The organism is Pandoraea commovens (genome assembly GCF_024704525.1).
Lineage (GTDB): Bacteria > Pseudomonadota > Gammaproteobacteria > Burkholderiales > Burkholderiaceae > Pandoraea > Pandoraea commovens.
This window is the reverse complement of the sequence record NZ_CP102780.1, coordinates 2957015-2969088: the sequence shown is the minus strand read 5'-3', so window position 1 is coordinate 2969088 and position 12074 is coordinate 2957015. Positions and strand designations below refer to the sequence as shown.

Genomic DNA, 12074 nt, shown 5'->3' with positions numbered 1-12074 from the left:
GATTCAATTGTTCTAGTGCGGTGAATAGCGCAGTTGTATCACCGTTCTCCCCAATTTCCCATACGCATCAATCCGCAATGTCGACGGCCGCTGGCAGGCACGTCTGACAGACCAATAGTCGTCTTGATGCTTATCAAAGGCAGCTCCAGCGTCTGCACTACTGTTCAGAGATGACCTCATAACTCGGGAGCATGGCCATGCCTTACCGCACGTTACTCGTACATGTCGACAATAGTGATCGCTGCCGCGCCCGCATTGAACTCGCGGCGGACTTCGCCTATCGATTCCCTGCCCATCTGACGGGGATCTACCTGCCATTTCATCCGCCGGGCTTTCCCGATGTGACGGCCATGGGCGGCACCGGGCTGCCGCCGCCGCCCGCGCCCGAGAGCGACCCAAAACGGCTAGCTCAGGCGGAACAGATGTTCACGGAAGTCTGTCGACGACAGGACGTTAGCCCTGAATGGATCACGCCGCCTTACGAAGACAATCCCGAAATGCGGACCCATGCCCGGTATGCGGATCTCGTGATCGTCGGACAAGAAGACCGTTCCGACCCCGAGTCCTCGCCGACGATCGGATTTGTCGCGTCGGTCGTGCTCGGCGGCGGGCGGCCAGTATTGATCATCCCGTACGCCGGGAAGCTGACCACCGACTTCAAACATGTGCTTGTGGCGTGGGATGGCGGCCGTGAAGCCGCACGTGCCGCCGCCGATGCCATGCCGTTTCTGCGCTCGGCGAAAGCGGTCGACGTGATGCATGTCAGCCGGGGCGCTCGTCCGGACGATCTGGGCCCCATTCCCGGCATGGACATCGCCATGTATTTCGCGCGGCATGGTGTCAACGTCACGGTGACACCGGAGCGAAGGACAAACGATGTCGCGATTGGCGAGGCGTTACTCTCGCGCGCCGCCGACCTCAACGCCGACCTCATTGTGATGGGCGGGTATGGGCATTCGCGCATGCAGGAGTGGGTATTGGGCGGCGTGACCCGCACCATGCTTGAAGCCATGACGGTTCCTGTGCTGATGTCGCACTGAACCTGAGCAATGTGGAGTGACGCCATGAAAGCCCTTGTATTCCACGGTCCACAGCAGATCACGCTGGAAGACCGGCCGATCCCCGAAATCCTGGCGCCGACCGATGCCATCGTGAGGATTCGCAAGACGACGATTTGCGGCACGGATCTTCACATCCTGAAGGGGGACGTTCCCACGGTGACACCGGGCCGCATTCTTGGGCACGAGGGCGTCGGGGAAGTCGTGCAAACCGGCGAGGCGGTCACGTCCTTCAAGGCCGGCGACCGGGTGTTGATCTCGTGCATTTCATCCTGCGGAAAGTGTCCCGCGTGCCGCAAGGGCATGTATTCCCATTGCGCCGTGGGTGGGTGGATTCTAGGCAACCGCATTGATGGAACACAAGCCGAATACGTCCGCGCGCCCTATGCAGACACCAGCCTCTACCACGCGCCCGCCAGCGTAGATGACGATACGCTGGTCATGCTGAGCGACATTCTGCCGACCGGCTTTGAGTGCGGCGTTCTGAATGGCAAGGTTCAACCGGGCAGCAGCGTCGCCATCGTCGGGGCGGGGCCGATCGGACTGGCGGCATTGCTCACGGCGCAGTTCTTCAGCCCGGCGCAGGTGATCGTGATCGATCCGGACATCGCGCGGCTGGAAGTGGCCTTAAGGCTCGGCGCGACGGCCGTTGTGTCTCCGGAAAAGGAGGACGCCGCTGCGTTCGTCAAAAGGCAGACAGGCGGGCAGGGCGTCGACACCGCCATTGAGGCGGTCGGCGTGCCTGCGACATTCGAACTCTGCGAAGCGATTGTGGCTGCCGGGGGCACGATTGCGAACGTCGGTGTCCACGGTCGGAAGGTGGACTTGCATCTCGAATCCCTATGGGACAGGAATATCAGCATCACGACCCGGCTGGTCGACACCGCCGCAACGCCTATGTTGCTCAAGACCGTCGAGTCGGGGCGGCTCGCGCCGGGTGTCCTGATCACTCACCACTTTTCGCTCGCCGATATTCTCGACGCCTATCGAACCTTCGGGGACGCGGCAAACACGCATGCGTTGAAAGTGATCATCACACCGAAGGCGTAGCGCCCGACTCGCCGATAGGCACTGCGCAGTGCGCCGTCGGCGAAGCAATTCACCGGCGGCTGGCCAGTTCGTCGAGCAAGTCGCCAAGCGCCTCACGCACGGCCGGTGTGACATCGATGGCGTTCGACGCGTGGGGCACGGTATTACAGGTCACGACCGATCCGGCACCTGCAGCGATCAGTTCGTCAACGCTGATCCCGTCGAACAACCCGTGCACCGCGATACACACGGGACTTCCGAAGCCGCCTTTGACCAACGCGCCAATCGTGGCGAGCATCGTTTGCCCGCTCGCGAGAATATCGTCCACGATCACCGGCTGGCGATGCGCATACGCCGCTGGCACATGTAGTTCAAGGCTGACCTGCCGGTCACCGTGTCGAGTCTTGTGAGCCACGACCGAAGGCGCGCCGATTCGCCCGGCGATCTGTGCCACCCACGCGGCGCTTTCGTCGTCCGGGCCGACAATGAGCGGATCGGGAACGTTCGCGGCAATCCACGCGGCTGTCGCCGTCGCACTATGGGGAGAGCGCACCGCAATCGTATAGACGGCGCTAAGCGATGGCAGGCGGTGTAAATGGGGTTCAACGGCAACCAGACCATTGAACCAGGTACTGAGCAACCGGCCGAAACTGTTGGCCGATACCGATTCTCCCGGACGAAAACGCGCATCCTGACGCAAATAGCACAGGTATGGCGCAACCAGGATCACCTCACGCGCGCCGAGGTCTCGTGCCGTATCTGCGGCAAAGAGGAGTGGCAACAGCTTCGCGTCGGGCCGATTCAACGAGCAGACGATAACGATCGACTTTCCGCTCAGCGGGCCGTCAAGCGTCACAAGTTGCTCGCCGTCCGGAAATCGATGGATCAGCAAGCGTTGCAGGGGACATTCGACGAGTCCGGCGAGCACCCGGGCAAATGATTCGTTTCCAGGCATAGCGTAAATGGCGACGTCTTTCATCATGCCCTCACACAGACAATGTCCGGAAAGCGGTTTGCATACTCGAATGCATATTCGAGTTCACCGGGACTTTCCGCGTAGATGGTAAAAAGCGGTTGCCCCGCGCCGACTACCGTACCGATTGGCGATTCAAACACCACTCCGGCGCGCGTCGCGAGGGGAGCGCCGGCAAGCTTCGCGACGCGCGACAGGTGACGATTGTCTACGGTGGTGACAACACCGGCGTGGCGTGCCGTTATCGGCTTGCTATGACGACCGACGACCGGCTCCAGCATGCCGCCCTGAGCCTCGCAGATGCGCTGAAACTGTTGCCAGGCAAGCCCGCTGATCAACACCCGGCGCGCCACCTGTGCCCCTTCGCCGGGTAACGCCTTGCCGCCGGCTTCCAGGATCCGCCCTGCGACTTCTACGCTCTTGGCCATCAAATCCTTCGGTGCCCGGGCGCGATTCTGCAGCACGGCCAGTACGTCGCGGGCTTCGAGACTGGGGCCGATACCACGCCCAACCGGTTCGTTGCCCTGGCAGACGTACGTGACGACGTCCAGCCCAAGCGCGCGTGCGATGGTGCGCAGTCGTTCGGAAAATAGCGTGCTGGCGTGGTCCGAGCGAATCTTGGTGGTTGGGCCGACCGGAATATCGATCAGGACGTGCGTCGCGCCGACCGCAAGCTTCTTCGACAGAATCGAGGCGATCATCTGGGCCTCGCTGTCCAGCTCCAGGGGACGCTCCACCTGTATCAAGATGTCGTCTGCCGGACTCAGGTTCGCTGCACCGCCAAAAACGACGCATCCCCCGACATCCTCGACGACACGACGCATTTCGTCTGCACTGAGATCGACGGGGGCTAACGTTGCCATCGCGTCGGCGGTGCCTGCGGGAGACGTAATCGCACGCGAAGACGTTTTTGGCATGACCAGACCTTGCGCCGTCACGATTGCCACCACGATAGGTGTCGTCCGATTGCCGGGCAGTCCACCGACGCTGTGCTTGTCCATGACCTTGTCGGCACGCCACGTCAGCGTCTTTCCCGTTGCGACCATCGCCTGCGTGAGCGAGACGATTTCGTCGTCGGACAGACGATTTCCCGTACACGCGGTCAGGAATGACGAGATATGAATGGATGAATAGCGTCCGGCAGCGATATCGCCGACCACTTCGGTTAATGCGTCGTGCGTGAAGGGTTCACCATACATGCGGCCGCGAACGTGGCGAAAGGACTCCAGAGGCGGCATGTGATGAACCCTCACCCAATCTCCCTCGGCAACGTCCAGCGCTTGCATCGCCGCCTCGCTCAAGCCGATCTCGTCGAGTTCCAGCCAATCGCCCGTAACCGTTTGCAACGTGGCCACGATAGTCGTCTGACCATAGTCGAGCTGCAAACGTGTCTGCGCGGCAAAGCCTTCGGAACGGCAGACCTGGCTGTCGTGGCGCAGGTACGCAACGGCCTCACGAAGCGTGTCGACACTGACATGACGGGCACGTAAGCATCGCCCGCAGGGCGCTGTGGCGGCGTCGGGCGTGGATTGACGGTCCGCCATCCCGGTCTCAGGATCGGGAGCCGCAATCGGGCAAGCGCTTTGGACGTTCTCCGGCACAGGGCACCTTCCTTGCAGAATGGGAAGCGGGGGCATGGCGGAAATTGCGCTCATACGGACCGACATGCTGGTGCCTCAAAGCCTAGTCGGAATCCCTCCGAAGGTAGCGATTGGTTGGCATGACGTTGATGCGGGTCAAACGGCCGGGCGTCACAGACGTCATGCAATCCGAGGGTGAGAAGACATTGAGATATGTCAACCGCATGCCTGCCGATCGGCGCTAAGGTGGGAGCGTTGTCGGTGCCAGTCGCACCGACGTCCGGATCCCCCGATGTTGCCGAGTCAATGGCACTTGCGCCCGTATACGGCCCCGTTCAGGGCGCAAGCAAGTTGGGATTACGCCCGCTTCGGCGGGCTTCTTTTTTTGCCATACGGCGGCAGCGCACGCTGCGCGCATTGACATTGACATTGACATGGCGCAAGGCGTGATTGCAGGGCGCGATTATGGTTCAAGTCAGCATGCCTCATCACGCGTGCGCGCCAGGCCCGGGTCGATACTGCCGCGGCGCGGGCACGCAATTGGTTCAAGGAGCTTCGACAATGCCCACCGAACAGAATCCGCCGCTGCACTTTTGCACAGCACCGATGCTTGCAGCGCTTGACGCGCATCGCCACTGGCTCGCCAATCTCCAATGCCTGCGACAGGTGCAATTACAGGCGGATAAGGGATTGCTTGAAGCAGACGATGCGTTGGGTACCGAACTGGCCAATGCGCCAAGCTTTAATGCTGTCTTCACCAGCCAGCTCGCGTTCATCAACCGCCAGTTAGCGGTCCAGCAGCTGATCTGGCAGGGGTGGTTACAGATGGGAGCGCGTGCGCCCGCTGCATGGGCGGAGCAATACCAGTGCGCCGAAAAGGCGTGGCAGCACATTTTCTCGGACACGCTCGATGCCTCGTCGAATCGCGGCTTGAGTGCATGGGAAGCGTGGGGAGATTTGACACGATCTGCGATGGATGCCGCCAACACCCTGTCAGGAGAAGCCGGGCGAACGCTGGCGCAGCGGCTGGCCTCGCTCCAAACGGCGCTCGTCGGCGCGGGCAGCGAAAAACCGTGAGGTCCGTGCGCAGCGTCGATCATGAATGACAACGGCCAGACGTACCGAATTATCCGAGGAGACTATCGTGACCCAAACCCAAGACGACCGGCTTCACGCGTGGTGCGTTGACGAGCAGACATTCCCAACGTCGGCCTCTGCGCACGAAAAGCTCCGGTTCTGTCTGCAATACGCGATTCTTGCCCCCTCAACCCACAATACGCAACCGTGGCGCTTCGTCCTGGGCGACGATAACGTGCTGCTGTGCGCGGATCGGTCTCGAGGACTTCCCGTGAGCGACACTTACGACCGCGAACTGGCGATCAGTTGCGGTGCGGCGTTGTTCAATCTACGCGTCGCGCTCAGTCATTTTGGTTGTGCCTATGCAATCCGGACTATGCCCGCGTCTGCCGAGCCCGATGTCATCGCCAGTGTTCAGCTCCTGGACGAAGGATTCATCGACGGTCCCGTTGCCGGGCTTTTCGCTGCGATCCCCCGGCGTGTGACGAATCGCCAGATGTACGACACTCGGCGCGTTCCCCAGGCCGTCGTCGATCAGTTGTGCGCGTGTGCCGAGTCCGAGGGCGCGCGGCTCCAGCCTGTCGCGGACGACGCGGGCCGCATGCGTCTTGGCGAACTGATCGATCGGGCAGATCGGGCGCAACTTGGCGATGCTCGCTTTCGCAGAGAGCTTGCGTTGTGGGTCAGCGCGGCGCGGCGCGACGACGGCATGGCCAGCTACTCGTCGACCGAAAGCAGTCTGCTCGACTTCGCGTCGCCGGTGCTGACGTCCGTTGTCAGAACGTTCGATATCGGCGGCGGCATCGCCGCAAGCCATCGCCGTATCGTCGAAGGCTCGCCGTTGCTCGTGTGCCTGAGCACTCCCGCCGACAATCAGGAAAACTGGATTATGGCGGGGCAGGCCATGCAGCGCGTTCTGCTCACACTGACGGACAACGGGCTGTACGCCTCGTTTCTCAACCAGCCGATCGAAGTCGAGGCATTACGCGCGGATGTCGGCGCAGGCGCTTCGGATCATCCGCAATTGCTGCTGCGCGTGGGGTATGGCGCCTCGCAAGCGCACACGCCGCGCCGCAGCCTGGCGTCGGTCGTCTCCTGACCTGTGTCGGACATCCGCCTTCGCCAAAGAGACTCGGCAATGACATCGGATCTCGCGAACGAACGCTCACCGACGCGCTTCGAGTCCCTGCGCAAACGTTTGCGCGAGCATCCGTTCGCCCATGTCGGACCGGGCCTGATCACGGGGGTGGCGGACGACGACCCCAGCGGCGTCGTCACGTATTCGCAGGCCGGCGCGCAGTTCGGCCTGAATATGCTGTGGACCATGCCATTGGCCTTTCCGCTCATGGCGGCGATACAACTCATCTGTGCTCGTATCGGTCGCGTCACCGGCAAGGGATTGGCGGCCAATATCGGCACGAGATTTCCGCCGTCGGTGCTTCGCGGCACTGTTGCGCTGCTGCTTGTAGCCAATACGCTCAATATCGCCGCAGATCTCGCCGCGATGGGGGAGGTCGCGGAGCTGATCGTCGGTGTCGAGCGGCACTGGATGACGGTCGGTTTTGCGGTGGGCACATTGTTGCTGCAGATATTCGTGCCATATCACCGGTATGTCGTCTTCCTCAAATGGCTGACGATGTCACTGCTCGCCTATGCCGCCGTGCTGTTCACAGTGCATGTGCCGTGGCATACCGTGGCGCTGAGAACCTTCCATCCCGAATTCAAGCTCGACGCGTCCGCTGCGGCAGTTGTCGTCGCCGTGTTCGGCACTACCATCAGTCCGTATCTCTTCTTCTGGCAAGCTTCGGAGGAGGTTGAAGACATGGCGCGCAATCGGGCCGCGCAGCCACTGGTCGATGACGCGGCCGCCGCCGACACCGAATTGCGCCGGATCGGGTGGGATACCTGGAGCGGCATGTTTTACTCGGATCTGACGGCCTATTTCGTGATCCTCGCGACGGCGCTCACCTTGCACGCCGCTGGCGTGACGCGCATCGACACCGCAGCGCAGGCGGCCAGCGCACTGCGCCCGCTGGCGGGAGATATGGCGTACGTGCTATTCAGCATCGGCATTGTGAGCGTCGGACTGATCGGGGTGCCGGTGCTTGCGGCGTCCGGCGCCTACGCGCTGGCCGAGTCATTGCATTGGGAGGAGGGGCTCGAGCGCAAGCTCACCGGCGCAAAGGGCTTCTACGGCATCATCGCACTGAGCATTCTGATCGCGACGGGCATGCAGTTCACAACGATAAGCCCGATGAGAGCGCTCTTCTGGAGCGCGGTGATCAACGGCGTGGTGGCGGTCCCGCTGATGGTGGTCGTGCTTTTGCTTGCCGCGAGCCGTTCGGTGATGGGCCAGTTTACGGCGCGTTGGCCGATCCTGGCGTTGGGGTGGATCGCGACAGGGGTGATGGGGGCGGCGGCGCTCGTCATGCTACTGCCCGATTGAAAACCGCCGCCATATCCGTTGCTTCAAGGCGCCGGACATGGCGGCGTCGAATCAGTGAGACAACAAGACCGGCGTGGACATGTGCTTGAGCATTGTCCGGGTGGCGCCTCCGAAGACCAGTTCCCGCGTCGGGCTGTGCCCGTAGGCGCCCATCACGATCAGATCGACCTGATAAGCCTCCGAGACCGACAGCAGTTGTACACCGTCGCTGCCTTCCGTGTCCTCCCTGACCGATACCGGCTTGGCACGCAACCCGTGCGCTTCCATCAAACGCACGATGTCGTGAAGCGAGGGATCGTCCTCACCGGGCGTGCGGTCGATGCCGACAACGAAGATGTCCTGTGCGCGTCCGAGCAATTGCCAGGCGTCGCCGATAGCGCGCCGGGCCTCGCGCGAACCGTTCCACGCTACGACAATGCGTCGGATTTCGCGCGGTAGTGTCACGTTGTGCGGGAGACCCATGACAGGCACGCCAGCCCACCGGATGACGTCACTAAGTCCATCGAGACCCAATGCGGCAACACTGCCCGGCGCATCCGGTTGACCGACGATGCAAAGGTCCGTCGCACGTGCGGCATTCGCCAGGATCGTCGGCGCTGCGCCGTAAGGCGTATGCCAATCGCCAGCGATGTCCGTCTCGGCACACAACTGGGAGAAGAGATGCTCGGCCGCCTGGAGTGCCGTGCGCGAATGCGATTCGGTCTGAAAATGCTCGCCCGACGACTGAAGCTGTCCTGAGTGAACCGCCCCGGGACGGTGAGGCAAATAGATGCCCGAGAGACGGGCTTCATGCTGTCGCGCCAACTCGGCGCTAAAGCGCAACCGCGCCGCCCCCGTCGCGGTGTCGTCCACGTGAACGCAGATTTTCCGTAGGCTCATTTAATCGCTCCTGAGATGGGTGTCTTCCTGTTCACCCGAGGGTTGGCCGTGACGTCGTATCGCCACTGTCTGCCTATTTATAGCCGCATGACCACGATTCGCGGGGGCCGCCGATGCCTCGCGTTGACGTGCGTCAAGCTGCAGCAAGCCAGATCGGCGCAACGCGATCCCGGGCCCTAAAGTTCAACCACACGACGGACTCAACGGTTCAACGCATCCCCCGGAGACATTCGATGAAGACAGATATCCAATTGCAGCGCGACGTCATGGACGAACTGGCACGTGACACGAACATCCACGCGAACGACATCGGCGTGGAAGTTCGGGACGGCATCGTCACCCTTTCCGGCGATGTCGGCAGCTTTCTCGAAAAATGCGAGGCAGAACGCGTCGCGAGCCGGGTCGCCGGCGCACGCGCGATCGTGGTGTCACTGGAAGTCAAACCCACGAACCATGACCGTCAGACCGACGCCGACATCGCGCGCGCAGCGCTCGCCATTCTCAAATGGCACGCGGGCCTCCCCCCCGAAGGCATGCACGTCAAGGTAGAGAACAGCTGGGTGACGCTGGAGGGCACCGCGCCGATGTACACGCAGCGATTGCTGGCGGAGAACGCCGTACGCGCACTGCGAGGCGTCAAAGGCGTCATCAACGACATCAAGGTCGAAGGCAGTCCCCATCGACGCGAGATCGTCGGGCACATTGCTGCGGCGCTTTCGCGCCAGGCGCAACGGGAAGCGAGCCACCTTGAGATCTCGTTGCTGGGCAACGGAGAGGTACTGCTAACGGGGACGGTGCACTCGCTGGCCGAGAAAGAGGCGATTCGCGGTGCAGCGATGAGCACCCACGGCGTCAGCGCGGTCGTGGACCGGTTGCACGTGGAATGAGAACACGGTCGATGTCGTCGCGTTGCGAGGCGCGGCGCGATACCACGGGAGACGATCAATGAATCCGAAGCTGGAGACGGTCGTGATGGAGATTCTGGACGGCTGCCGGGAGTTGTCGCTGGCCACACTGATGCATGACGGCAACCCGCAGTCCGACATCGTATGTTTCGTCCATCAGGGGCTCGACATCTATTTTGCGACAGCACGCGACAGCCGCAAGATCGCCAACATCGAGTACAACGCGCAAGTGTCCTACTGCCTTTTCAGGCCCTACGCTGGGTGGCCGGAGATCAAGGCGATCTCCGGGCATGCCTATGCCGAAATCCTGCCCGATGAATCCGCCGAGCGCTCTCTCGCCATCCGTTTGCTCGACGCCCGCTTTCCCAATGCGTGGACACGAGTCCCGGAGCACGGATCGAGCCGGACGACGATCGTGAAGCTCGAATCCTGGGCAATGAAGGTGCTCGACTACAGCCGTGGCTTCGGTCACGCCGATATCGTTTCGATTGCGTCGAAACGCAAATGCGAATGACATTGTCCGGGACTGCTCATGCCGTCTCATGAACCGGAGGTGCCACATGTATCGACACATTCTGATGGCTTTCGATGGCAGTCCTTCATCGGAGATCGCGCTTACCCATGCCGCACGCCTCACACGTGCGTTGGGTGCCAGCCTGCGTGTCGCTTATGTCGAAATCGACCCCGCGCTGTACTTTCCCCTGATGGCTGCGGCGTTGCCGTCGCTTACCGACGTTAGAGACTCGGTCGGTGCGGAAACGATGGCCGTGCGGGAGGCGGCATTGAATGTGCTGTCGCGCGAAGGGGTGGCGGCCGACTTCATCACGCTGCCGCTCGTCGACAGTCGCATGCACGTGGCCGACCGTGTGCTCGCCGAGGCGCTGCGTGCCGGATCGGATCTTGTCATCTCCGGCTCACATGGCCGCCGCGGGCTGTCTCGTCTGGCGCTCGGGAGCGAAGCGAGCCGTCTTGTGTCGCACGCGGAGATCCCGGTGCTCGTCGTAAAGTCGACTGCTCAGTGATCTCGGTGGGAAGACAGTTCAATTCGCTCTATTGCGCCACATTGACCACGAGAAGCGGGCGGTCGATTTCTCGCGCCACACGCTCGTTTTCGTGCCCTCGGAACCAGGAAAACATCCCGTTCCGATCCTCAGCGCCTACGACCACGATATCGGCCCTCCAATCGTGCGCCTCCCGTTTGATGGCGCACGCCACGTCTTCGGTCAGACGGGTGTGCGACACCAGACTCTCGATGGTAATGCCGGGGTTGCCTTCGGCCATGACAGCCTTTGCTTGCTCCACTGCGTGATCAGCCGTCCTGGAATCAAACGTCGGAGAGACGAGAAACTGACGCAGTTGAGCCAAATCGATGCCCCTGTCTTCGACGAACAACGCCAGCAACCGGGCGTGTGGCGGGGCAAGCCGCAAGCCGACGCGCACCGCGTGCAGCGCGGCATCGCTGCCGTCCACAGCAAACAAGAGGCGCTTCGCAGGGTGCAGCGTCGACTCGTCCGCATCGCCCGGCACCACGAGAATGGCGCGGTGCGTGTGCTCGGCCAATACGGCGGACACTTTGGTCGCCAGCAAGGAGATCACGCCGGCCTTGCGCTCGGCCCCGACGACGATCAGATCGGCGTCCCAGTCGCGGGCAGTGCGTGCCAATTGTGTGGATATTTCAAGGTTTCCGAGCGCCGGGCCGAGTAAGCGAAGATGGACTTGCGCACCGGTGCTGCGCAGCGTTGAGCGTGCCGTTTCGAGCGACGCCAGCTCGTCGTTTTTGAGTTCCTCGAAGGCCTCGCGAACATCGGCGGGCGTGGCGGAGTGGGGCAGGAGGTAGGCTTTCGGGTCCTCAAATATTCCCATCACCAGCACCTGCGTCTGTGCCGAGCAAAGGTGGGCCGCGTAGCCGACCGCCTTGGACGAGGCGCCGCCAGGGTCAACGGCGATGAGAATCCGCTTGAAGGGGCGATGTGCGGTCTGAGGCGACAGCAATGGCGAGTTGGGAGACATGATGGATATCACGGCAGATGCCGTGCCGAAGTGAGGTGTCGATACCAGCATAGGCACGCGAACGGTCAGGGCGATTGCGTTCGATCAATGTTGGTTCATTGCGTGGGCACCGACGCC

The 12074-nt window shown here is 62.2% G+C and carries 12 protein-coding genes; 8 read left to right on the top strand and 4 right to left on the bottom strand.

What is annotated here, in order from left to right:
• Positions 1–197 precede the first annotated feature (197 nt).
• Positions 198–1040 (top strand): universal stress protein, encoded by an 843-nt coding sequence (locus tag NTU39_RS13660; protein ID WP_174984189.1) that lies wholly within the window; start codon positions 198–200, stop codon positions 1038–1040.
• 24 nt (positions 1041–1064) lie between these two features.
• On the top strand, positions 1065–2108 hold the full coding sequence (locus NTU39_RS13655; protein ID WP_150663438.1) for a zinc-dependent alcohol dehydrogenase family protein: 1044 nt from the start codon (positions 1065–1067) through the stop codon (positions 2106–2108).
• A 49-nt stretch (positions 2109–2157) separates the two neighbouring features.
• Here NTU39_RS13655 and NTU39_RS13650 read toward each other — a convergent pair whose 3' ends face one another.
• Both NTU39_RS13650 and NTU39_RS13645 read right to left on the bottom strand, forming a co-directional pair.
• Positions 2158–3042, bottom strand: a complete 885-nt coding sequence (locus NTU39_RS13650) for a ribose-phosphate diphosphokinase (RefSeq protein WP_246184380.1) — start codon at positions 3040–3042, stop codon at positions 2158–2160.
• 23 nt (positions 3043–3065) lie between these two features.
• The gene (locus tag NTU39_RS13645; protein WP_257960018.1) at positions 3066–4604 is read right to left on the bottom strand and encodes a thymidine phosphorylase family protein; all 1539 of its coding nucleotides are present in this window, start codon (positions 4602–4604) and stop codon (positions 3066–3068) included.
• Between the two features lie 597 nt (positions 4605–5201).
• Between NTU39_RS13645 and NTU39_RS13640 the strand changes: the two genes are divergently transcribed.
• The 3 genes from NTU39_RS13640 to NTU39_RS13630 all read left to right on the top strand — a co-directional run bounded on the left by NTU39_RS13640 (position 5202) and on the right by NTU39_RS13630 (position 8163).
• Entirely contained in the window at positions 5202–5717 is a 516-nt protein-coding gene (locus NTU39_RS13640) for a hypothetical protein (protein WP_150662620.1), read from the top strand.
• A 67-nt stretch (positions 5718–5784) separates the two neighbouring features.
• The gene (locus tag NTU39_RS13635; RefSeq protein WP_246184379.1) at positions 5785–6816 is read left to right on the top strand and encodes an Acg family FMN-binding oxidoreductase; all 1032 of its coding nucleotides are present in this window, start codon (positions 5785–5787) and stop codon (positions 6814–6816) included.
• Between the two features lie 39 nt (positions 6817–6855).
• A complete protein-coding gene (locus NTU39_RS13630) occupies positions 6856–8163 on the top strand; it encodes an NRAMP family divalent metal transporter (protein WP_150662618.1) in 1308 nt (435 codons plus the stop codon).
• Positions 8164–8214: 51 nt separating this feature from the next.
• Here NTU39_RS13630 and NTU39_RS13625 read toward each other — a convergent pair whose 3' ends face one another.
• A complete protein-coding gene (locus NTU39_RS13625) occupies positions 8215–9042 on the bottom strand; it encodes a universal stress protein (RefSeq protein ID WP_150662617.1) in 828 nt (275 codons plus the stop codon).
• Between the two features lie 233 nt (positions 9043–9275).
• Between NTU39_RS13625 and NTU39_RS13620 the strand changes: the two genes are divergently transcribed.
• The 3 genes from NTU39_RS13620 to NTU39_RS13610 are packed head-to-tail and all read left to right on the top strand — an operon-like array spanning position 9276 to position 10969.
• The gene (locus tag NTU39_RS13620) at positions 9276–9929 is read left to right on the top strand and encodes a BON domain-containing protein (protein WP_257960017.1); all 654 of its coding nucleotides are present in this window, start codon (positions 9276–9278) and stop codon (positions 9927–9929) included.
• Between the two features lie 58 nt (positions 9930–9987).
• Positions 9988–10461 carry a pyridoxamine 5'-phosphate oxidase family protein gene (locus NTU39_RS13615; RefSeq protein ID WP_150662615.1) on the top strand — a complete coding sequence of 158 codons (474 nt, stop codon included), beginning with the start codon at positions 9988–9990 and terminating at the stop codon, positions 10459–10461.
• A 46-nt stretch (positions 10462–10507) separates the two neighbouring features.
• Positions 10508–10969, top strand: coding sequence for a universal stress protein (locus tag NTU39_RS13610; RefSeq protein WP_174984183.1), 462 nt, complete (start codon positions 10508–10510; stop codon positions 10967–10969).
• Between the two features lie 28 nt (positions 10970–10997).
• Here NTU39_RS13610 and NTU39_RS13605 read toward each other — a convergent pair whose 3' ends face one another.
• Positions 10998–11957 (bottom strand): universal stress protein, encoded by a 960-nt coding sequence (locus tag NTU39_RS13605; RefSeq protein WP_257960016.1) that lies wholly within the window; start codon positions 11955–11957, stop codon positions 10998–11000.
• Between the last annotated feature and the right edge of the window lie 117 nt (positions 11958–12074).